This is a genomic window from Vibrio sp. 10N.261.51.A3 (assembly GCF_041471965.1).
In the GTDB taxonomy this organism is placed as follows: Bacteria; Pseudomonadota; Gammaproteobacteria; order Enterobacterales; family Vibrionaceae; genus Vibrio; species Vibrio crassostreae_C.
The window spans coordinates 48520-70226 of the sequence record NZ_JBFRPK010000031.1; the positions used below are offsets into that span (position 1 = coordinate 48520).

Below are 21707 nucleotides of genomic sequence, written 5' to 3' on the forward strand. Positions count from 1 at the left end.
TTAGTAACCAGCAGCCTTAAAATCAGGCAAGAACTGCCCATGAGGCAGACGACGAACTTGCGTGCTAACGGTACCGTCTTGATGTAATTCAATCTCTCTCCAGCCCGGAGACAAAGTATCAACCGCGAAGTCATCTGAGTTAGGTTTGAATTGCACACAAGTCGACGGTGTTGCCATGACTTGTACACCATGATGATCTCGGTTCATGTCTTGATGAACGTGACCACACAGTACGGCTTTAACATTGGTGTGCTGTTGAACCACATCCCAAAATTGATCGGCGTCTTTTAGGTTATGTTGATCTAACCATGCGCTGCCAACCAACAATGGATGGTGGTGCAATAGAACCAAGGTATTACGTTCAGGGAACTCCGTCAGCTTCTGTTCTAATAGGTCAAGCTGTTGATCGCTGAGGCGACCATGAGGCACACCAACCACCTGCGAGTCTAGCATCACCATCTGCCAGTTATCGCCTAGCAAGACATGCTCAACACACTGTATTTGTGGTGATGGTAAAACACTGCCCATATTAGGCTTAAAGTCATGGTTCCCTGGCAGCCAATAGCATGGCTTTTCCAAAGGCTGAATCCCTGACTCAAATTTCTGGTACGACTCAGCACTGTGATCTTGAGATATATCACCGGTTGCTAAAATCGCTTGATAGTCAAAGCCCTGACTAACAATGCCATCGACTACAGCACGAAAGCTATCTTGAGTGTTGATGCTTAATAAGCTGCCATTGCTCGGCGCAAATAAATGCGTGTCCGTTAGCTGCACAAGCTTAATAGTGCTCTCATCAAATTTTGAAGTGTGTGATAATTCCAAAATAACAAATCCAGATACGTTACTGTTTAGACTTTAAAAGTGTTGATAAATAGGCTCAATTAAAAGGCAATTGGGGTTCGGCTGATACCCGTTTTTAAACAAAACGTTAACCATTCCCCAAGAAATTTATTCAATTGAAATTTCTCGTCCTTTTGCAGAAGCTTAGTGTTGGGGTAGTCATATTTCGCTTTGACTCGCGAAAAATCCCCGCTAGCGCACACTTCTGCAACTCGAGCGTCGTGATATAGCCTGACAGACATTTTTGGCAAAGGAAACACTGGCATCGCATCACTCTGACATATATCTATTAATGTGGTGTATTTTGTGACCTCATTCACTGTCAATTGATACACCATATTAACGGCTTGGTAACAGCGAACGTCACCAACCTCATGCCCAACCGGTAACAAAGCGTTCAGTTTGGCATAGTTAGTCTCGTAAACTCGCATCAATTCAGCAAGATCAACATGATACGGTTTTTTGACCGCGATATTTGGCATGACGTTAATCTATCCACTCTGACTGTAATTCTTGGTAGTTCAATTGTAGCCACTGTAGCGCAATGATCGTGGCTCCATTTTCAAATACACCATCTTTTACCAACTGATAAGCAGCTTCGCGACTCATCACTTGTACACGAATGTCTTCACCTTCGTAGTCCAACCCGTGTACCCCTTTGGCTGTCGTTGCATCAACACAGCCAACAAAGACGTCGAGCTTTTCAGAGCAACCACCAGATGAAGGATAATACGAAGTAATAGGCAATACAGATCCGACTTCGACTCCGGCTTCTTCCATTGCCTCACGACGAGCGACATCTTGTGGTGATTCATCGGTATCAATGATCCCAGCAACAATTTCGTATTGCCATGGGTTCTCATGCTCTAGGGCACCAACACGGATCTGTTCGACGATCACAACTTCGTCACGCACAGGATCATAAGGTAGCAAAGCGGCAGCATGTCCACGCTCAAACATCTCTCGCTCTATTGGTTGGCTCCAGCCGCCCTCAAACAGTCTATGTTTAAATGTGTACTTAACCATTTTGAAAAAACCACGAAACAGCGTCTCTTTTGAGACTATTTCCACATCTTGCGGAGTAAACTCATGTCGTTGATTGTCATACTGTTGCATTTGGTACCTCACTAAGTGATCTTTATAGTTTACTCATTGTCCGAGTTAACTACCAAGGATAAGGTTCAACTTTTTATATAAAATTTATAATTAAAGTTAAGTTTTAAAAAAAAATATTGCACAAGTGGACAGTTAACTGTAAAAAAGTGCAAAGTTTCGAGTAAATTACCACCAAACTGGGTTAAACTCTTCTAAAGAAAATTCCATAAAAGGCAGGAATAGGAAAATGAAAAAACTGCTTCCACTATTTATCAGTGCAGCAATTGGCAGCCTGAGTTCGTCAGCTTTTGCTGATACGCTAGCTGAAGTTTACGACCAAGCAAAACAGAACGATCCACAACTTCTTCGTTCAGCAGCGCAGCGCGATGCCGCTTTTGAAGCAGTAACGTCAAGCCGTAGCTCTTTGTTACCGCAAATCAATTTGACTGCGAACTACGACATTAATCGTGGTGACTATAAAGACGCAAGTAATGACAACAACCAATGGGGTGTTGGAATTGGTTTCAGTCAAGAGCTTTACCAGCGTTCTTCTTGGATCACTCTAGACACGGCAGAGAAAACTGCTCGTCAATCTGATTCAGCTTACGCGGCAGAACAACAAGCTTTGATCCTTCGTGTTGCAACAGCATACTTCGAAGTACTTAGAGCTCAAGATAACCTAGAGTTTGTTCGTGCAGAAAAAGCAGCGGTTGCTCGTCAACTAGAACAAACTAAGCAACGTTTTGAAGTGGGTCTTTCAGCAATCACCGATGTACACGATGCACAAGCTCAGTACGATGGCGTTTTGGCTGATGAAGTTCTTGCAGAGAACGACCTAACAAATAGCTACGAAGGTCTACGTGAGATTACAGGTCAGGAACACTCTAACCTAAGCATCCTAGATACTGATCGTTTCTCAGCAAGCAAATCTTCTGAGTCTGCTGTTGCACTTGTTGAACAAGCAGAACAAAAGAACCTTAGCTTATTGGCTGCACGTATCTCTCAAGACGTAGCAAAAGATAACATATCTCTAGCGAGCTCTGGTCACCTACCAAGCTTAACGTTAGATGGTAGCTACGGTCTTGCAGAACAAACCGACAGTTCTAACAGCACAAATGATTACGACTCTGATAACCTAAACATCGGTTTGAACTTAGTTGTACCTCTATACACGGGTGGTAGCACAACTTCTTTGACTAAACAGGCTGAATACAACTACGTTGCAGCAAGTGAAGATCTAGAAGCGACTTACCGTAGCGTTGTAAAAGACGTACGTGCATTCAACAACAACATCAGTGCTTCGATCGGTGCTCTACGCGCTTACGAACAGTCTGTAGTTTCTGCTCAGTCTGCTTTAGAAGCAACAGAAGCTGGTTTTGATGTTGGTACTCGTACTATCGTTGACGTACTAGATTCGACTCGTCGTCTATACGATGCGAACAAAAACCTTTCAGATGCTCGTTACAACTACATCCTAAGTGTACTTCAGCTTCGTCAAGCGGTTGGTACGCTAAGCGAACAAGACATTGTTGATGTAAACGCAGGTCTAAAAGTAGCAAGTAAGTAATTATTAATTACTTAAGTTACCCCTACAAAAATGCCGCTCATTGAGCGGCATTTTTATTATCTATTGAAAGCTAATTCTCAACCTAGCTCAAAGTTAAGCCTTGAGACTAGAAAACGGGAAGGCTAAGAGTTAGCCTCGACCACCTTTAATCGCTTTAATGATTTCAGTCGTAGAGCAACCATCTTCAAAGTTAAGTACTTTAACTTCACCACCAGCAGCAATCACTTCCGCACCACCAGCGATATCTTCAGGTTTGTAATCACCACCTTTCACAAGAATACTTGGCAATACCTCAGAGATTAAACGTTGAGGTGTATCTTCAGAGAATGGGACAACCCAATCAACTGCACCTAAGCCAGCCAATACCGCCATACGACGATCAGTTGGGTTCACAGGGCGACCTGGACCTTTCAAGCGTTTCACTGATTCGTCAGTATTCACCGCAACGATCAAACGATCACCCAGCTCAGCCGCGTGATTCATGTAAGAAACATGACCAGCATGCAAAATATCAAAGCAGCCATTGGTCATCACCACCTTCTCGCCTTTCGCACGAGCACGCTTCACCGCTTCAACCAGTGCCGCTTCAGAGATAACACCGTAGTCTGTGTCTTGACTACCGTGAATCGCTTCAGCTAGCTCTATCGTGGATAACGTTGACGTACCTAGCTTACCAACAACGACACCAGCTGCAGCGTTCGCTAATGCACACGCCTCATCCAATGGCTTACCAGCTGCAACAGACGCAGCCAGTACTGAGATAACCGTATCACCAGCACCAGTTACGTCGTACACTTCTTTCGCTTGGGTTGGCAAGTGGAATGGTGCCTGACCTTTACGTAATAAAGTCATACCATTTTCACTGCGAGTCACCAATAGAGCTTCAAAGTCATACTTCTCGATCAAGGCAATACCCTTCTCGATAAGATCTTCTTCTGATTTCACTTTACCTGCAACCAGCTCAAACTCTGCCATGTTTGGTGTAAGTAATGTCGCACCACGGTAGCGCTCTAAATCCGCGCCTTTGGGATCGATGAATACAGGAACATTGGCTGCGCGTGCTTTTTGAATGAAGCTCTGTACATGCTCTAATGCACCTTTCGCGTAATCTGACAAGATAACCGAACGTACATTTGGTAGGGCTTGCTCCATGCGAGACAGAATAAGCTCTGGGTTGGTGTTTTCGAATTTGTCTTCAAAATCCAAGCGAATCAACTGCTGACCACGGCTCATCACTCGTAGTTTGGTGATGGTTGGATAGTCTTCTAACTCAACGAAATCACACTTAACCTTCAGAGCACCTAAAGTGCTTTTCAACACCTCAGCAGGCTCATCTTTACCAGTCAAACCAACAACATGAGCATGCCCACCAAGAGAGGCAATGTTCATTGCTACGTTGGCAGCACCACCAGGACGCTCTTCGTTATTTTCTACTTTCACAACGGGGACTGGTGCTTCTGGTGAAATACGGCCAGTTGGGCCATACCAGTAACGGTCAAGCATTACGTCACCGACAATAAGAACACCTGATTGGCTGTAGTCAGGTAGAATTGGTTTCATTGTTGAGCTCCAAAAATCGAATCTGGCTAGAGTCTAGCACACTGATTACAGTGGCTAAACTACAGATAAATGAGTAAAAGCCTATCAAGATAAACATAGCACTCGCTACGCTATGACTGAATTATGCTTCCATCCACTGCTTCCATGCCTGAACAACATGTTCTCTTTCCATTTCGAACTTTTCAATCGCCACATCCGCATCAAGGTTAAGTAGATTACGGTGGTGGATTTCATCCCTTAATGTGGTGTACGCATTGGTCAATGCCATACCTTGTTGCTCGTCCATTATCCCTTGCGACAACAAGCTTTCAAAGATTCTCACATTGTCACACCAACGAGTAAGCTTAGGTTTCTCGTTGCTGTATCTCAGCACTAAGTATTGCGCCAAGAACTCAATATCAGTAATACCGCCCGCATCTTGTTTAAGCATGAATCGATCGGCTTTTTTACCGCCTAAATGGCCACGCATTTTTTCACGCATATCCACAACTGACTTTTTGAGTGTTGCCTCATCTCGTGGCAAGCACAAAACCTCATGCCTAGTTTTGTTAAACGCAGATACCAATAAGTCATCACCGTAAATCATACGAGCACGAGTGAGGGCCTGGTGCTCCCATGTCCACGCGTCATTGTGCTGATACTCGTCAAAGGCATCGGTTGGACTCACCAATAGACCAGATGCACCAGAAGGGCGTAGGCGAGTATCGACTTCGTACAAAATGCCAGAAGCAGTTCTGGTCGAGAAAATATGAATAATACGCTGCGCTAATCTTAAGTAGAATTGGCGTCCATCGATCTCTTTCTTTCCATCAGTATAGATGTGTACCGGGCAGTCGTGCATGAACACGATATCAAGATCGGAGTTATAACCAAGCTCCCAACCACCGACTTTGCCATAACCAACGACAGCAAAACCGCGACCTTCGCGATCTTTAACATGGGTCGGTTCACCAAACTTGGCGGATACTTGTAACCAAGCTTGATTGACCCCCGCCTCCACAATGGCTTCTGCTAAGTAGGTCAGGTGATCACTGACCTTCATGACAGGTAGAGCACCCGCAATATCCGCGGCTGCAATTCTCAATATACAGGTCTGCTTAAACTGACGCAGACCTTCCATCTGTTGCTCCATATCATCTTCAGGGATACGGGCTAGATAATCACGCAACTCGGTCTTGTAAGACTCTAAATGCACGGGATTGTAGAGTTGCTGAGGGTCGATAAGTTCATCTAACAGAATTGGATAACGACCCAACTGCTCCGAAATCATCGGGCTTGCCGTACACAGGCGAACTAGCTGAGTCAACGCGGCAGGGTGTTCATCTAGTAGTTCAAGGTAAGTGGTACGCGTAACGATTTTATGCAGCAGATGCAGTACTCGCGACAAACCAAACTCGGCATCCTTAGCGGTGTACAGCGCTTGAAACACTTTCGGCATCAGTCGATTGAGGACTTCCCGCCCACGAGGGCCAAGAGTCTTTTTAGCCAAATCGGCTTTAAACTGAATGATCGTTTTCGCCGCATCAGGCGGGCTCGCGACCGCAATGTCGTGTTCCAACACGTGCTCAATTACATCGGGTTTATGGGCCATATCCCACAACTCGCTAAAGTGGCTCGCGATCGGATTAGCGTCATCTTCATCAACGCCAATTAGGTCTTCGAACACGGTATGTACATTCGCCATATGGGCGCGAGTTGCCACAATCAAGCTATCCCAATCGGAAAATTGCATGGCAACCGCAAGCTGCAGTTGTTCGAATTCACCGTCAGGTAAGGTTTGAGTTTGCTTATCAGCCATGGCTTGTAACAGGTTCTCAAGGCGACGCAAAAACAGATAAGCTTCACGTAGGTGCCCCACCTCTTCAGACTCTAGCAGATGAAGGGATTCAATCGCACTTAAGGTTTCGAGTAACCCTCGACCGCGTAAGCTAGGCTCGCGTCCACCACGAATCAATTGGAAGACTTGTGCGATAAACTCAACTTCACGAATACCACCAGAGCCAAGCTTGATGTTGTTCGAGAGACCACGACGACGCACTTCGCTGCTGATCATAGACTTCATTCGGCGCAGAGATTGAATCGCACTAAAATCAATATAACGGCGGAACACAAACGGGCGTAGCATTTGGCGAAGCTCTTGATACTCAGGGTACATCTCACTGCCCATCACACGCGCTTTGACCATAGCGTAGCGTTCCCAATCGCGACCTTGTTCTTGATAGTAATCTTCTAGCGCAGCGTAACTCATGACCAGTGGACCACTCTCACCGAATGGACGCAGGCGCATGTCTACTCGATAACAGAATCCATCGAAGGTTTGCTGATCAAGCGCCTTAATAATACGTTGCCCGAGACGTGTAAAGAACTGCGCATTGGCAATGCTGCGTCTTGCACCTTGGGTTTCACCATTCTCTGGGTAGGTGAAGATCAGATCGATATCGGAAGAGAAGTTAAGCTCACCGCCCCCTAGCTTGCCCATACCAATGATCAACATCGGCTGTGCTTCGCCTTGTTCATTACAAGGTGTGCCCCACTCTTTACAACAAATATCGTACTGCCATTGGTAGGTTTCGAAGATCATCGCCTCAGCCAACATCGATAGATGATTTAGGCTCTGCTCTAGCTCCCACGAACCCATAAAATCACGCCAAGCAATGTAGGTCATTTCTCGATTTCGGAATTGACGCAGCACGCGCTGACCGCTCATTTCATCGGTGCAACTAGAAAGTAATTCAGCCAAGCGTTCTCGGTATCCTTCAGCGCGTTCTTCGCATGCCAACATATTAGGTAAGTCACCACATAAAACCGTATCACGCTGCAGGCAATCACCAATAAAACAGCTTAAACCGAGTACACGTTTAAGATCTTCAGTCAGTGGCTCAGACCAAGTATTGATGGCTTCACTTTGATGCTCTAATAATTGCTCAAAAGCAGACTGGGAGTGAGTGATGAGTTGAGAAGGCAATGGCATGTTTCTTCCTTGTATAAGCTGCGCGCCGAACAATCGGTTTATCGATTCAGTTCTTCAATAACGAGTTTTCATAACTAAAGATAAGTTATACCAAAGTTACGCCAATAAAAAACGCCCACATTAGCAATGTGGGCGTTTTATCGATTAACTTATCTGGTTGAGCTTACAACCGAGAAACAGTCTCTGGGAATTAGCCTTTGACGGATGAAGATTGGGTGCTGAGGACTAAACCTTAAATTGCTTAATCTTACCGTCGAGTTCTTGCGCGTTACTTTCCATAAGCTGAGAGGTCTCGAGCAGTTCACCAACCACCACAACTGAAGCTTCAACAAGCTCGCGTACATTGGTCAGGTTGACGCTCATCTCTTCAGCAACACTGCTCTGTTGGCCTGCAGCGGTCGCGATCTGGAAGTTCATATCATTGATTTGATTGACTTGGCTTACAATGCCGTCAAGCTCACTTCCCGCGTTAGTCACCAGATCAACACCTTCAGCCGCTTCAACAACACTCTTCTCCATCAGTTCTACCGCGGAGTTAGCGCTGCTTTGTAGATGACTGATCATGTCTTGAATCTCTACCGTCGCTTGCTGAGTGCGCTGTGCAAGGTTACGAACCTCATCAGCAACAACCGCAAAACCACGACCCGCTTCACCGGCACGTGCCGCTTCAATTGCAGCGTTCAATGCTAGTAGGTTTGTCTGTTCTGAAATGCCTTGGATAGTACCAACCACACTGCCAATTGAGTCAACGCGTTCTTCTACTTGGTTTACCGCTGCTGCAGATGCTGCGATATCTGAAGATAGCTCACTCATCTTAGACACTGATCCTTGAACGAACTTCTGACCAGTAAGAGCTTGGCCTGATGCCTGTTCAGTCAATGACGAAGCGCTTTGTGCATGCTCAGCGACAGTTTGCACCGTCGACGTCATCTCACTCATTGCTGTTGCCAGTTGATCGATCTCGTTGAACTCTTCTTGAGCTGAATCTTTGGTTTCAGACATGCTGATGGTCATCACTTCCGTCAGAGCAAACAGCTCATCAGAAGAGGCCACCTGAGTTTTGATCATGTCGTTCAGTTGAACGCGAGTTTTTTCAAGTTCGCGTGCCACATCGCCGTATTCATCTTTACAGTCCATTTGAATCGGCACTGATAAGTTCTTGTCTGCCATGGTCTTAATGGCGTCATTAAGGTATTGAGTCTGGCGCAGCATAACGCGAGCCGCTGCTAACAGAAGAACCACAAACACAATGATCATCAAGGCTGTTTGCCAAGCCACTTGAACTAGGTAAGTCTCGTAATGCTGTTGTGCGACTTGCGCATTGTTGGTTACAGCAAGCAATGAATCGTAAAACGTACTTGCGTCCCATAGCTGCTTCGAAATGATCAAGATAGTGCTGAATATCATCAACATGACCATTTTTGGAACGAGACGAACGTCAGAGATTACCCTTTCCCACGGCTTGAATGACAGTTTAGTCATTGTCAGTTCTCCATTAATTCTTATATATTGATGGCTTCTATATCCGCGAGGTGGCTATGTCAGTCAAAGTTCGCGATTTATTTTGAGCCTCGTATGAATGTTGAATAATACCAAAGACGCCACCAAGCCGATGAGCTTATTGTCACTGATTCTCTCTTTCTTAGCGTTATTTGTGATCTCAGGCTTATTGTTCGTACCGATCGATAAAGAATCGAAACAAGTCCTTATCGGCCTCGATTTTATAATCTGTAGTGTTTTTCTTTTTCAGCTCACAATTGATCTATTCAGATCACAAAACAAAAAAGAATTTCTAAAAGTACACTGGATCGATTTCTTAGCAAGCATCCCAATGATCGAACCACTTCGTTTCGCTCGCATTTTTCAGATCCTGCGTGTGATTCTTGTGCTTCGCTCGGGGAAACGTGTTTTCAGAGAGCTATTCCGCAATCGTAAAGAAACCACCCTCGCCTCAATTATATTGTTACTGGTCATTCTCCTGACCATAGGAGCGGGAACAATACTGCTGTTAGAACACAAAGATCCAACTGCCAACATCACCACTGGCCAAGATGCTTTATGGTGGGCTTTCGTTACTATCAGTACGGTGGGATATGGCGATCATTATCCAGTCACGAGCTCAGGAAAATTAGTCGCGTCTATGGTGATCATTTGCGGTGTCGGTGTGTTTGGTATGATTTCAGGCTTGATCACTTCTTTGATCACCTCCCCAACTCATCATGAGAATCAACGAGCGGAAAACAAAGAGAAACACCTTGAGAAGATCATCGAGCAGCAACAAAAGATCTTAGAGCGACTCGAAAAACTTGAGCAACAAACAAAAAAATAGGGCCGTAGCCCTATTTTCAAATTCATACTTATATTGATACGGTTGTTGAGTTTAGTCTTGCCAGTATGGCTCAACCTCAACACTGATTTGGCGCGTCTGTTCCATCGCATGCAGAATGGACACTTCTTGACGAGCCAACCAACGCTCTAGCTGAACCTTCTCATCACCTTCCAACTTTTCAGTCAAAGGCTCCAGTGTTTTAAGTGCCAGCAAATCATCAATGCCTTGCACCATATCGGCCCATGGCAATCGGAAGCTGTTTCGTTCAGCGTCATCATATAAACTCGCGAAACCAACACCAGAATACAGATTACGCATCAAACGGTATTGCTGCTCAATATACGCTTGGCTGGTCATCACTCGCTCTGGCGGGAAAGCTTCCATCAAGTCTGCCCATGTGCGATCGAGTTGCTGCACGGAAAACCATTCGATACCACGACCCATTTGCTCACGCGCTTTCTCATCTAAGAAAGGCTGCCAGCCACGAGACAAGATCCAACGGCTCAGATCCAACAATAAACCGGTGTAACGAGCAGAGCTCAGCAAGGTAAGCAGATCTTCACGATCTGGCAGTTGCTCTTGCATCTCTTTAAGCTCAGCGACTAAGAACTTACGCGCATCGAGTTTACGCAGCACGTGTCCTTTATCTTCCAGCAAGTCTTCGAAGTGATCATAGCTTTTCAGCCAGTCGAGCTCTTGCTCAAGCCACTTCAACTCTTGACGTAAAATAGCACTCGCACGTCTAGGGACAATGCCACCATAAATGGTGAAAGTCTGGCGGATAAAACTCAGCGAGTGACTGATCTCGTGTAGCGCTTCAATCGATTGGCGCTCAGTGAAAATCTGCTCGTGATAGTGCCAATGAGCGAGAGCATGCTCTAAAGATTGAATGAAACACGATTCAACGGTATCACTTTTGTCAGTATCAACTAAGGTCAAAGGAGTGACTTCATCTCCTTGATAACCTTGAGCAAGACGGTAACCCTTAGCTGCTTTGCTTAGGTTACCCAAACGCATGCCACCTTGTTCGCAGAATTGGCGAGACAATGTAAATAGCGCATCCGTTTGACCGGATTTAAGTTCCAATTCAACTTCGCAAATCGGTTCTTGTAGATCGCCTGATTCAACGAAGCCTTGATCAAATGCGACCTCGACTTGGCTACCATCAGGCATACCAATCAACCACTGCTCACGCGTGAAGTTGGTAGAGAACAGAGGAGTCAGCTCAGCTTGCAACGTTTCGATGTCTTTACCCGCTGGCCAGATATCCTCTGGGTGCAGGGCTAGCTTAGGTTCGTTGCTGTCGTGTTCTGCATTGTATTCAGGCCTTTGATGCAGGCCAGCAACCACACGACCAGCAGTCTTTACGGTTTGTACAAATACGTCATCAAAGCGTCGAATGCGTAAGCCTGTATCGTGCTTACGTAGCCAGTTGTCAGCGGTGTCAAAGTAGATGTTACCTAGCTCACGACAACTGTGCTGAAGTACTTTAGTTTCAGCAATTTTATTGCGTAAAGTCTCTGAAAATTCAGGAGAAACAAAAAACTTCAGTTCTATCTCGGTTTCCATAGTTATACCTTTCTGTGAAGATAGGGACAGGATATTGCCAATTTGAAAAGTCGGCAAGTCAGAAATATCGCCCTTATGATGATCTAAAACAGTTTTAATGAGAGATTGATTAGGTTAACATGCGCGACTTTGTAGCCATCGCTTAACATTTCACCATGAATATGGTGTATGTTGTTTTAAGGTTATTATTTATTAGGTTGGATGACCATGCCAGTAAATACAATTATGGGGTTATTTGCAAAGTCCCCAATTAAACCTTTGCAGCGTCACGTAGTATGCGTGAACGAATGTTGTTCTCACCTAGTTAATTTCTTTGAAGTTTCTTCAAAAGGTGACTGGGAAAAAGCATCAGAAATTCGAGCTCAAATTTCTCACCTTGAGAAAGAAGCTGACGTACTAAAACGTGAAATTCGCCTTAAACTTCCTCGTGGTTTGTTTATGCCAGTTGATCGCACCGATATGTTGGAGCTATTAACGCAACAAGACAAACTCGCAAACCTAGCGAAAGACATTGCTGGCCGTGTATATGGTCGTCAACTTGTCATTCCTGCTCCTATGCAAGAAAACTTCATCGCTTACGTTAAACGTTGTCTAGATGCAGCGAACCAAGCACAAAACGTAATCAATGAATTAGACGAATTACTTGAGACTGGCTTTAAAGGCCGTGAAGTAACACTCGTTGCCGAAATGATTCATCAATTAGATGTAATTGAAGATGACACGGATGCGATGCAGATCGAACTACGCCAACAACTAATGGCAATTGAAGGCGATCTGAATCCAGTTGATATCATGTTCTTATACAAAATTCTTGAATGGGTTGGTGGTATTGCAGATCAAGCACAGCGTGTAGGCGCTCGTCTTGAAGTAATGCTTTCTCGATCTTAAATCATACGTTAACCATATAACGAAGAGCATTTTTTGAACAAACCACTTATGCGCTGAGTATTCCTCTCGCTGAGCGGTTTTTTGCGTCTAAATTTGTTCCGCTTGTTATCAAACAACTAGGTATTACGATGGATATCCTTGCTAACTACGGCACTGTCCTGATTATTGTTGCAGCAGCTTTCGGTTTCTTGATGGCTATTGGTATTGGTGCAAATGACGTTGCGAACGCAATGGGCACCTCTGTAGGCTCTAAAGCTTTAACCGTTAAACAAGCGATCATTATCGCAATGATCTTTGAATTCGCAGGTGCTTACCTTGCGGGCGGCGAAGTAACAGACACGATCCGTAAAGGTGTTATCGAAACGTCTCTATTCGCTCATCAACCAGATGTACTTGTGTACGGCATGATGTCAGCACTTCTTGCTGCGGGTACATGGCTACTTCTCGCTTCTTACATGGGCTGGCCGGTTTCTACGACTCACTCAATCATCGGTGCAATCATCGGCTTCGCTTGTGTGTCTGTAGGTACTGAAGCGGTAGACTGGAACAGCGTTCAAGGCATTGTGGGCAGTTGGATTATCACACCGGTTATTTCCGGTTTCTTCGCTTACGTCATATTTGTAAGTGCTCAACGACTGATTTTTGATACAGAGAACCCGCTATTTAACGCGAAACGCTTTGTACCGGTATACATGTTCATTACAACAATGGTAATTGCACTTGTAACCATCAAGAAAGGCCTTAAGCACGTTGGTCTTCACCTAAGCAACACTGAAGCATGGGTTTGGGCTGCTGGCGTTTCTGCGCTTGTAATGATCGGCGGTTACCTATACATCCAGAAGAAATTCGCTAACCGCGAAGAAGACCACGGCTTTGCAGGTGTTGAAGGCATCTTCTCTGTACTCATGGTTATCACAGCTTGTGCGATGGCATTTGCACACGGTTCAAACGACGTTGCGAACGCGATTGGTCCACTGTCTGCTGTTGTATCAACCGTTGAGCACATGGGTGAAATCACAGGTAAGAGTACTATCGCATGGTGGATTCTTCCTCTAGGTGGATTCGGTATCGTTGTTGGTCTTGCAACAATGGGTCATAAAGTAATGGCAACCGTTGGTACTGGTATTACAGAACTAACACCAAGCCGTGGCTTTGCTGCACAACTTGCAACTGCATGTACGGTTGTACTAGCTTCAGGTACTGGCCTTCCAATCTCTACTACACAAACACTCGTTGGTGCTGTTTTAGGTGTTGGTTTTGCTCGTGGTATCGCAGCACTAAACTTAGGCGTTGTACGTAATATCGTGGCTTCTTGGATTGTGACACTACCTGCAGGTGCTCTACTTGCTGTTGTGTTCTTCTACGGAATTCAAGCTGCGTTTACTATGTAATCGCGACTGCGTTAGTGAATACTAGCGTCAGAACAGTGTGAGCTTCAGTAACGATATGTAAATGCCATGTCATTATTGACTCAAACGCACAGAAAGGGAGGCTTTGCCTCCCTTCTTTGTTGCACCGCATAAAGAAACTAAATATTATTTGCTGATTGAGGCTGACTCATACGCCTACCCAATTTGAATCGTTAAGGGATTTACTGTGAAAAAACTGATTAGCTTAGTTTTGTTCGCAATGCTTGCGGCTCCAGCTGCCTTTGCACAAGACCGTTATATTGCTGACAAACTATTTACTTATATGCATTCTGGCCCAAACAACACATTCCGTATCATCGGTAGTGTTGATGCTGGTGAAAAGATTACATTCCTACAAACTAACAAGAGTACGGGTTACACCCAAATTCAAGACAACCGTGGCCGTAAAGGTTGGGTTGAAAGCAAGTTTGTAAGCACTCAAGAAAGCATGGCACTGCGTATGCCTAAGCTAGAGAAAGAGCTGACGGAAGTTAAAGGCAAGCTAGCGAATGCTCGTCAGAGTGCTGACAGCGAAAAAGCTGGCCTAGCAAGCTCTCTAGATTCTCGTAACAAGCAGATTGCTGAACTAGAACAGAACTACAGTGAAATTAGCCAACAGCTAACGAGTTCTCAAACAGAGAACCGTGAACTGCGCGCTAAGCTAGACACTCAAAAAGACGACCTACTATTGAAGTACTTCATGTACGGTGGTGGTGTTGCGGGTATTGGTCTACTTCTAGGCCTTGTTCTGCCACACATCATGCCTCGTCGCAGAAAATCACCAAACGGTTGGGCGTAGACGTAACGCTTGTATTAGGTACAGTAAATTCAGTATCGAAGATCAAAAAGGAGCACCGAGGTGCTCCTTTTTATTTGTCTGTTATCTAGATACCTTTAGAGCTCGCTAGCCTTTCCACTCGTACAGAGCTGGGATTTCTATCTTCTGCTGATTGAACTCTATGATCACTGATTGTGGCTTAATCTCTAGTAATTGAATGTCTTGTCCAATCCAATCTCCTTGCGCCACTTCTTGGCCGTTCACTTTTACCCAACGTTTGGTCTCGCTGCTCGAGTACATATGAGTTTGTAGGTCTAACTTAGGAAGGACTCCTGATAAGCTATTGGTGTGCGTTTCCAACTCAATAACCTGAGAGCCTGTTTGCCCTGCGGGTCTAGAGTCCATCGGCTCAGGAGTGCTTTGTCGCTCCCCCATAATGGATTCAAGCTTCAATGCCAAATCAGGTGGCAACTCACTGAGGTCTAGCCCTTGCAGCAGATCACTGTCCGATTGTAAGTCACTATTTGATTGCTGATCAGTGCTTGATTGCAGAGCAGTCGTTTCATCACTCGCGCCTGGCTGAACGGATGACGACTCAGAACTGGCTGTCATTTGAGTGTTGTTATCAGCATTAGCGAAGATCACTGCTGAGCCACCAGCGGTGTTTGCACGATTAGCGCCAGAATCAATCTGTGCATACATCTCTTGGCGTGGCAATGCTTTCAACGGTTGGCTCGCCGGTGCAGGGCGAACGGTGAACAAGGCATCTTCTTCCTCAGACACGGCATCCATGCTTGCTATATCAGCATCCGCAATTTCAGGCTCAATGTCTGATTCAGTTTTAAATTCTGGCAGAGCGACATTGGCAGCTTGGTTCACGGCTTCTTGTTGTTGGATATACGATTGATAAGCCAAGACGCCACCCACCAACAAAGAAGGAACCAAGATTAAGAGTAGCCCCATCGCTAACGATGAACCTCGCTTGTTGCTCATCCCTTTTGCAGAATTAGGAACATGATGATTCTGGTAGCCTTTGAAGCTTGGTTTGCTAAGAGAGTGCTGATTAATAGAAGATGGCTTGTGAGACGGCTGTTTAAGTTCGTGCATAATACGTGACATTAGCTTTCGCCCCCTTCTAGTGACATCAGCTTAGGCGAATCGAGTTGAGCTAATCTCTGCAATCTTGCTAAGGTGCGCTTACCTGCAATGCCATCAACAGACATACCTTGCCACGTTTGAAATGCTTCGATTTTCATTTTTAACTCATAATCAAATACATCACTACCGGAAACAACCTCTCCTAATACTTCAGAAAGCAGTAGATCAAGCAAAGCAACCGCTTCACCTTGATAGCCCTCTTTAAGGGTCTCTCGCAGCGGCTGCTTCCAAATAGCGACGTAATCGCCTTGCCAGATTTGCTCTAAGGATTGCTTCGGCATCACCAACAGCTTTTCATTAACCAGCAACTCGACAGAATCCTTAGACACGCCATACAGCACAGCAAACACTGGCTTTTGGTCTATGTCGAGATTAAGTACCACAGGCACACCTAGTTCTAACAATGTATCCAAATTGGCCTGCTGCTGCTCACACACAAAAACACTTTGTGGCTCACTTAAGCACAATCCATCACGCAGTGAAGATTGATATCCCCACAGCGTATACAAGTCTTTGATAGCGAGAGAACGATTGGTCCCCTGCATCAAATGTTGTTGAATGTGTTGTGGCAATTCAAACTTGGCAGGTTTTGGCTCAGCAACCAACTTAGGAACATCTGATACCAAAGAACGCTGAGTACGTGCTAACACTTCCGTCTTTGCTTCATTTGATGCATCCGTAGGCAACCAAGCATTGATATAGCTTGGAGCGAAGTTAAAGGTCGCTATTGCAAGACCAACGCTTAACGTCGCAATCCCTGCGTATTGGAATAACTTAGGCGCGACACGAGAAGTTAGAGCTTTCTCGACGTGATACACATCGGCCTGAAAGGACATAACCTGCTGACACGCTCGGTTAACCGTTTCATTGCTCGGTAGCTGCTCACCGTCATGAAAAGCCAACTGCAGTGCTTTATCACACACCAAGTTAATGAGCCTTGGAATACCATGCGTATATTGAGCAATCAGCTTGATAGAACGGTTCGAAAACAACATCTGCTCGCCACCCGCCGTCTCCAAACGAAACGCGATGTACTTGCCCGTTTCTTCGGTATTAAGAGGCAGTAAGTGATAACGACCAGTAATGCGCTGTGCTAGCTGACGTAGCTGCGTGGTTTGTAAGTGCTGTTGTAATTCCGGCTGGCCGACCAACAGTACTTTTAACAGCTTACGATTGTCGGTTTCCAAGTTTGTTAGAAGGCGTAACTGCTCCAACACATCGGCAGCGAGGTGTTGGGCTTCATCGATCACCAATAGGGTTTGAATGCCTTCGGCATGGCTATCAAGTAGAAAATAATGAATAGCCTGACTGAGCTGTTTCAACGATGCTTGTTCTGGGTACTCGACCTCAAACTCATCGCAGATAGCTTCTAGTAAATCCGTATTTGAAAACGTAGGGTTAAGTATAAGGCCAGCCTGAGTATGACTATCCAATGAAGACAACATCGCCTTAGCGACCGTTGTTTTCCCTGTACCAACCTCACCAGTAAGCATCGCAAAGCCCCCACCCTCGCCTAAACCGGCTTGTAGGTTCTGCATCGCTTCTTGATGGCGCTGACTCAAAAACAAGTAGCGAGAATTTGGTACAATCGAAAATGGCATCTCAACGAAGCCAAAATATTCCTTATACATGTGCTGCCCTATAATTACGATTAATGGAAAGTACCATTGCTTGCAGTAAAGTCCAGCAGTGATAAAACATTTCGAGGTGATAAGTTGCAAATTTACGATAGCCTACCAAAAGACAACGGGCTACAACGCTATCTAGTCGGTGGAGCAGTGCGCGATAAGCTGCTCAATATTGATAGTTATGATAGAGATTGGGTCGTGGTAGGGAGTACCCCTCAAGAGATGGAAAACCTTGGCTTTACTGCTGTGGGAAAAGATTTCCCGGTATTCTTGCACCCAAAAACCAAAGAAGAGCACGCACTGGCTCGCACTGAGAGAAAATCAGGCTCTGGTTACACAGGCTTCGAATGTTACTTCGCGCCAGACGTGAGTTTGGAAGAAGACCTGATGCGTCGAGATCTGACCATCAACTCTATAGCTCAAGATGATAAAGGCCAACTTCACGATCCTTATCATGGCCAGAAAGATCTCTCGGATCGTATCTTAAGACACGTTTCAGACGCTTTTGTTGAAGACCCTCTTCGTGTACTGCGTGTGGCTCGCTTCGCCGCCAAGCTTCACCATCTTAACTTCACGGTTGCACCTGAAACCATGGATATGATGAGTGAGATCGTCCAATCTGGTGAGCTGGCACACCTTACTGCAGAGCGAGTTTGGCAAGAGTGGCATAAGTCTCTTAGTACACCGCACCCTGAAGTGTTCCTCTCTGTATTGAAAGAGTGTGGTGCATTGGCAGTCGTATTACCTGAGATTGACGCTCTATTTGGCGTCCCTCAACCTGAAAAATGGCACCCTGAAATCGACACGGGTATTCACACTCTGATGGTTGCTCAGCAAGCCGCACTATTAAGCCCATCGCTACCGGTACGCTTTGCAGCTCAAGTGCATGACTTAGGTAAAGGCGTCACACCACAAGCTGAATGGCCAAGCCATAAAATGCACTGCCACACAGGTGTTAAGATAATCAAGAAACTGTGTGAGCGAGTGAGAGTGCCCAATGAGTTCAGAGACCTTGCGTTGTTAGTGTGCGAGCAACATTCTAATATCCACCGCGCAGGCGAGCTCAAACCAACCACCTTTCTCAAGGTTCTCAACAAGTTTGATGTTTGGCGTAAGCCAGATAGGCTCGACGATATACTGCTTTGCTGCCAAGCCGATCACGCAGGCCGAAAAGGATTAGAAGATCAACCTTATCCTCAAAAAGCGCGTTTTGAAGTGGCTTACCAAGCGGCGCTGCAAGTCGAAGTTAAGGCGATTATTGCCGATGGCTTTAAAGGTAAAGATATTCGAGAAGAACAAGAGAAACGCAGAGCCATCGCAATTGAAAACGCCCTATCAGAACTCGCTAGCAGTTAATCGTCGCCGCTCTACCTAAAACGTATAAAAAGCCCGCAGTTAAGCGGGCCTTTTGTTTCAATTCTTACAGCGAGACCGTTACCTGTGACCGTTGCCTGTGTCTGTGTCTGTGTCTGTGTCTGTTACTGCATCATCAAGAAAGCAAACAGACCACAACCTAGAATCAGGCGGTAGATAACGAACGGTGTCATGCCCATACGAGAGATAAGCTTCAAGAAGAAGTGGATACAGATGTAAGCACTGATGAAAGACACCGCCACGCCCGTTAGCAAAGTGCCAACATGGATTGGGTCACCGCTTGTCACCAACTTAAGGCCTAAATAACCACCCGCCAGAGTGATGATTGGGATAGACATCAAGAAAGAGAATCGAGCTGCCGCTTCACGAGTGAAACCAAGGTAAAGCGCCGCGGTAATGGTTGCGCCAGAACGAGACGTGCCCGGAATGATCGCCATTGCTTGAGCAAGACCAATAAACAGCGCCTTTTTCCAACCCGCTTGGTATTCGTCGTCGCGCAGGCTTGAGTTCTTGTCCACCCACCATAGCAATAGACCAAAGATAATCGTTGTCGTCGCGATCACCCACGCACTGCGTAAGTAAAGCTCAACAATATCTTTCATCAACAAGCCAAAGATACACGCAGGAATCGTCGCGAGAATGATCATCCACGCTAACTTCGCTTCTTTACTGCGATCGCCTTTAAACACTGAACCAAAGAATGCGCTCAACAGAGAGACCACTTCTTTACGAAAATAGATAACAACAGCTGCCAAAGTACCAACGTGGACAGCGACATCAAAGGCCAAACCTTGATCTTCCCAGCCTAAAACAGCAGAAGGAAGGATTAGGTGTGCAGAACTGGAAATAGGTAAAAACTCTGTAAAGCCTTGCACCAACGCCAATATAAACGCTTCAAAATAACTCATTACTTACCTTAAAAATTATAGTTTTATATCTACGACAGAGAGCGAGTCTAATTGCTGCATCTTCTGCCATATTTCACTGACGGTTCTTCCGTCTTGCGGGATCACTCTCGCAGGGCAAAGATCATAAAGCGGTTGTGTTACAAAAGGATATTTGTAGATATCACTGCGTGGTAATTCTGGTTCACGCTCAGAAACCTCCTCTCCAAACAGCACAATATCAAGATCGAGTTTTCGATCTTGTAGTTTGTGCGCATCTTGAGAGCGACCCCATTTAAACTCAATTTTACGCAGCTGCTGTGAAAATTCAGTCAATGAGAGTGACGTGTCGAGCTCTATCACAAAGTTATAAAACGGATGGCTATTAAAACCCACGGGCTCACAGTGATAGATTTTAGAGCATTTAAGGTTAGTCCCTAACGATTGAAGCTCTGTCCATGCCACCCTTGCATGCTTATCGCGGTCTATGTTCGTGCCAACACCAACATAGGCTACTGTCATGCTTGACCTCGTTCGATGATCACGCCAACGGCTTTTGCTTGTGGCACTGCGCCAGGTTTCGCTAAGCGGATTTTAATCCACGGCACAGAGAATTGAGTCATGATCAATTCAGCGACTTCTTCTGCGACACGTTCAACCAATAGAAATCGGCCATTCGCAATGTGCTCAAGCACGGCAGTACTCACAGTCGAGTAGTCCAAAGCATCAACCACATCATCACTCTTACCTGCTGGGCGGTTGTCATGAGCCATTTCAATATCAAGCACAAGTTTTTGTTTAATCTCTTGTTCCCAATCGTAAACACCGATCGTTGTAATTACTTCTAGCTGTTCAATGAAAACTTTATCCAGTGCCATGACTTGTCCTTTTAGAGGTCGGATACCCATATAGGGGAAAAAAACGTATTATTTGCGTAATTCGAGATATGATATCAATTACTCTTGGATTGAGCATTATTTTCCCATCGTTAGGCTTATAACCGTTTAAGGAAAGACATGACCCCATTGGCACTAATCATGATCATTGCAGCCTATTTGCTAGGTTCAATCTCTAGTGCGGTCTTGATATGCCGAGTTTTGAGGCTCCCAGATCCTCGAACAGTAGGTTCTAACAACCCAGGAGCAACCAATGTCCTGCGTGTTGGCGGTAAAGGCGCAGCAGCTGCCGTCCTTTTGTGTGACATGCTGAAAGGCACTATCCCTGTCTGGCTTGGCTACTACCTCAAGATCGACCCAATCATTCTTGGGGTTGTGGCAATTGCGGCGTGTCTTGGCCATATGTATCCGATCTTCTTCCACTTCAAAGGTGGTAAAGGCGTGGCAACCGCACTTGGCGCTATCGCCCCAATAGGATTCGATCTAACCGGAATGATCATGGCGACTTGGTTAGTGGTCGCGTTTTTGTTTCGTTACTCTTCTTTAGCGGCACTGGTTACTGTGCTACTTGCCCCTTTCTACGCTTGGTTAGTCAAACCTCAATACACATTGCCAGTAGCCATGCTGTGCTGTTTGATCGTGTTACGTCACCACCAGAATATCCGCCGCCTACTCGATGGCAGCGAACCAAAACTCGGGCAAAAAAAATCGGCTTAAACTGTCATGTCTAAGCCGAACCATTTTAAAACCGAGATACG

General features: G+C 45.5%; 19 protein-coding genes. 7 read left to right on the plus strand and 12 right to left on the minus strand.

Going from position 1 to position 21707, the window contains the following annotated elements; all coding sequences use genetic code 11:
- Genes cpdA through nudF form a run of 3 tightly spaced genes read right to left on the minus strand, consistent with a single transcriptional unit; the run spans position 1 to position 1959 of the window.
- Positions 1 to 825: a 3',5'-cyclic-AMP phosphodiesterase gene (cpdA, locus tag AB4371_RS08875; protein WP_017061426.1), complete on the minus strand. Its 825-nt coding sequence runs from the start codon at positions 823 to 825 to the stop codon at positions 1 to 3.
- A 59-nt stretch (positions 826 to 884) separates the two neighbouring features.
- Positions 885 to 1325: a DUF1249 family protein gene (locus AB4371_RS08880; protein WP_008222561.1), complete on the minus strand. Its 441-nt coding sequence runs from the start codon at positions 1323 to 1325 to the stop codon at positions 885 to 887.
- A 4-nt stretch (positions 1326 to 1329) separates the two neighbouring features.
- Positions 1330 to 1959 (minus strand): ADP-ribose diphosphatase, encoded by a 630-nt coding sequence (gene nudF / locus AB4371_RS08885; protein WP_017061425.1) that lies wholly within the window; start codon positions 1957 to 1959, stop codon positions 1330 to 1332.
- Positions 1960 to 2185: 226 nt separating this feature from the next.
- On the opposite strand from nudF, the gene tolC reads away from it, so the two are divergent.
- The gene (tolC, locus tag AB4371_RS08890) at positions 2186 to 3505 is read left to right on the plus strand and encodes an outer membrane channel protein TolC (RefSeq protein ID WP_136982227.1); all 1320 of its coding nucleotides are present in this window, start codon (positions 2186 to 2188) and stop codon (positions 3503 to 3505) included.
- A 129-nt stretch (positions 3506 to 3634) separates the two neighbouring features.
- On the opposite strand, the gene hldE is transcribed toward tolC, so the two are convergent.
- The 3 genes from hldE to AB4371_RS08905 form a co-directional block, all read right to left on the minus strand.
- Positions 3635 to 5065, minus strand: coding sequence for a bifunctional D-glycero-beta-D-manno-heptose-7-phosphate kinase/D-glycero-beta-D-manno-heptose 1-phosphate adenylyltransferase HldE (gene hldE, locus AB4371_RS08895; protein WP_372102376.1), 1431 nt, complete (start codon positions 5063 to 5065; stop codon positions 3635 to 3637).
- Between the two features lie 121 nt (positions 5066 to 5186).
- On the minus strand, positions 5187 to 8036 hold the full coding sequence (gene glnE, locus AB4371_RS08900; protein WP_372149475.1) for a bifunctional [glutamate--ammonia ligase]-adenylyl-L-tyrosine phosphorylase/[glutamate--ammonia-ligase] adenylyltransferase: 2850 nt from the start codon (positions 8034 to 8036) through the stop codon (positions 5187 to 5189).
- A 225-nt stretch (positions 8037 to 8261) separates the two neighbouring features.
- Complete coding sequence (locus AB4371_RS08905) at positions 8262 to 9518, minus strand: methyl-accepting chemotaxis protein (protein WP_019826853.1); 1257 nt, start codon at positions 9516 to 9518, stop codon at positions 8262 to 8264.
- Positions 9519 to 9615: 97 nt separating this feature from the next.
- Between AB4371_RS08905 and AB4371_RS08910 the strand changes: the two genes are divergently transcribed.
- Positions 9616 to 10365 carry a potassium channel family protein gene (locus tag AB4371_RS08910; protein ID WP_372126295.1) on the plus strand — a complete coding sequence of 250 codons (750 nt, stop codon included), beginning with the start codon at positions 9616 to 9618 and terminating at the stop codon, positions 10363 to 10365.
- 51 nt (positions 10366 to 10416) lie between these two features.
- On the opposite strand, the gene AB4371_RS08915 is transcribed toward AB4371_RS08910, so the two are convergent.
- Positions 10417 to 11934 (minus strand): inorganic triphosphatase, encoded by a 1518-nt coding sequence (locus tag AB4371_RS08915; protein WP_017102953.1) that lies wholly within the window; start codon positions 11932 to 11934, stop codon positions 10417 to 10419.
- A 207-nt stretch (positions 11935 to 12141) separates the two neighbouring features.
- On the opposite strand from AB4371_RS08915, the gene AB4371_RS08920 reads away from it, so the two are divergent.
- From AB4371_RS08920 to AB4371_RS08930, 3 genes are all read left to right on the plus strand, one after another.
- Positions 12142 to 12822, plus strand: a complete 681-nt coding sequence (locus AB4371_RS08920; protein ID WP_010434644.1) for a TIGR00153 family protein — start codon at positions 12142 to 12144, stop codon at positions 12820 to 12822.
- Positions 12823 to 12950: 128 nt separating this feature from the next.
- Positions 12951 to 14213 (plus strand): inorganic phosphate transporter, encoded by a 1263-nt coding sequence (locus AB4371_RS08925; protein WP_017062916.1) that lies wholly within the window; start codon positions 12951 to 12953, stop codon positions 14211 to 14213.
- Positions 14214 to 14418: 205 nt separating this feature from the next.
- Positions 14419 to 15030, plus strand: coding sequence for a TIGR04211 family SH3 domain-containing protein (locus AB4371_RS08930; RefSeq protein ID WP_017062917.1), 612 nt, complete (start codon positions 14419 to 14421; stop codon positions 15028 to 15030).
- Positions 15031 to 15135: 105 nt separating this feature from the next.
- Here AB4371_RS08930 and AB4371_RS08935 read toward each other — a convergent pair whose 3' ends face one another.
- Positions 15136 to 16128: a general secretion pathway protein GspB gene (locus AB4371_RS08935; protein ID WP_372129609.1), complete on the minus strand. Its 993-nt coding sequence runs from the start codon at positions 16126 to 16128 to the stop codon at positions 15136 to 15138.
- Complete coding sequence (locus AB4371_RS08940) at positions 16128 to 17798, minus strand: AAA family ATPase (protein WP_372102380.1); 1671 nt, start codon at positions 17796 to 17798, stop codon at positions 16128 to 16130. The genes AB4371_RS08935 and AB4371_RS08940 overlap by 1 nt, the downstream gene beginning before the upstream one ends.
- A 36-nt stretch (positions 17799 to 17834) precedes the next feature.
- Here AB4371_RS08940 and AB4371_RS08945 point away from each other — a divergent pair, with 36 nt between their 5' ends.
- Complete coding sequence (locus AB4371_RS08945; RefSeq protein WP_372129608.1) at positions 17835 to 19151, plus strand: multifunctional CCA addition/repair protein; 1317 nt, start codon at positions 17835 to 17837, stop codon at positions 19149 to 19151.
- 122 nt (positions 19152 to 19273) lie between these two features.
- Here the strand turns inward: AB4371_RS08945 and AB4371_RS08950 are convergent, their stop codons facing one another.
- From AB4371_RS08950 to folB, 3 genes are read right to left on the minus strand one after another with little or no spacing between them, the layout of a single operon-like run.
- Positions 19274 to 20077 (minus strand): undecaprenyl-diphosphate phosphatase, encoded by an 804-nt coding sequence (locus AB4371_RS08950; RefSeq protein WP_010434624.1) that lies wholly within the window; start codon positions 20075 to 20077, stop codon positions 19274 to 19276.
- 15 nt (positions 20078 to 20092) lie between these two features.
- Positions 20093 to 20575 carry a 2-amino-4-hydroxy-6-hydroxymethyldihydropteridine diphosphokinase gene (folK, locus tag AB4371_RS08955; protein WP_017061413.1) on the minus strand — a complete coding sequence of 161 codons (483 nt, stop codon included), beginning with the start codon at positions 20573 to 20575 and terminating at the stop codon, positions 20093 to 20095.
- A complete protein-coding gene (gene folB, locus AB4371_RS08960; protein WP_017080233.1) occupies positions 20572 to 20931 on the minus strand; it encodes a dihydroneopterin aldolase in 360 nt (119 codons plus the stop codon). The genes folK and folB overlap by 4 nt, the downstream gene beginning before the upstream one ends.
- A 138-nt stretch (positions 20932 to 21069) precedes the next feature.
- Here folB and plsY point away from each other — a divergent pair, with 138 nt between their 5' ends.
- The gene (gene plsY / locus AB4371_RS08965) at positions 21070 to 21666 is read left to right on the plus strand and encodes a glycerol-3-phosphate 1-O-acyltransferase PlsY (protein WP_009847793.1); all 597 of its coding nucleotides are present in this window, start codon (positions 21070 to 21072) and stop codon (positions 21664 to 21666) included.
- The last annotated feature ends 41 nt before the right edge of the window (positions 21667 to 21707 follow it).

What these genes read in the sequence shown, in the direction of transcription:
- AB4371_RS08880 (WP_008222561.1), bottom strand. Translation starts at nt 1,325, where the DNA reads ATGCCAAATATCGCGGTCAAAAAACCGTATCATGTTGATCTTGCTGAA.
- nudF (WP_017061425.1), bottom strand. Translation starts at nt 1,959, where the DNA reads ATGCAACAGTATGACAATCAACGACATGAGTTTACTCCGCAAGATGTG.
- tolC (WP_136982227.1), top strand. Translation starts at nt 2,186, where the DNA reads ATGAAAAAACTGCTTCCACTATTTATCAGTGCAGCAATTGGCAGCCTG.
- hldE (WP_372102376.1), bottom strand. Translation starts at nt 5,065, where the DNA reads ATGAAACCAATTCTACCTGACTACAGCCAATCAGGTGTTCTTATTGTC.
- glnE (WP_372149475.1), bottom strand. Translation starts at nt 8,036, where the DNA reads ATGCCATTGCCTTCTCAACTCATCACTCACTCCCAGTCTGCTTTTGAG.
- AB4371_RS08905 (WP_019826853.1), bottom strand. Translation starts at nt 9,518, where the DNA reads ATGACTAAACTGTCATTCAAGCCGTGGGAAAGGGTAATCTCTGACGTT.
- AB4371_RS08910 (WP_372126295.1), top strand. Translation starts at nt 9,616, where the DNA reads ATGTTGAATAATACCAAAGACGCCACCAAGCCGATGAGCTTATTGTCA.
- AB4371_RS08915 (WP_017102953.1), bottom strand. Translation starts at nt 11,934, where the DNA reads ATGGAAACCGAGATAGAACTGAAGTTTTTTGTTTCTCCTGAATTTTCA.
- AB4371_RS08920 (WP_010434644.1), top strand. Translation starts at nt 12,142, where the DNA reads ATGCCAGTAAATACAATTATGGGGTTATTTGCAAAGTCCCCAATTAAA.
- AB4371_RS08925 (WP_017062916.1), top strand. Translation starts at nt 12,951, where the DNA reads ATGGATATCCTTGCTAACTACGGCACTGTCCTGATTATTGTTGCAGCA.
- AB4371_RS08935 (WP_372129609.1), bottom strand. Translation starts at nt 16,128, where the DNA reads ATGTCACGTATTATGCACGAACTTAAACAGCCGTCTCACAAGCCATCT.
- AB4371_RS08940 (WP_372102380.1), bottom strand. Translation starts at nt 17,798, where the DNA reads ATGTATAAGGAATATTTTGGCTTCGTTGAGATGCCATTTTCGATTGTA.
- AB4371_RS08950 (WP_010434624.1), bottom strand. Translation starts at nt 20,077, where the DNA reads ATGAGTTATTTTGAAGCGTTTATATTGGCGTTGGTGCAAGGCTTTACA.
- folK (WP_017061413.1), bottom strand. Translation starts at nt 20,575, where the DNA reads ATGACAGTAGCCTATGTTGGTGTTGGCACGAACATAGACCGCGATAAG.
- folB (WP_017080233.1), bottom strand. Translation starts at nt 20,931, where the DNA reads ATGGCACTGGATAAAGTTTTCATTGAACAGCTAGAAGTAATTACAACG.
- plsY (WP_009847793.1), top strand. Translation starts at nt 21,070, where the DNA reads ATGACCCCATTGGCACTAATCATGATCATTGCAGCCTATTTGCTAGGT.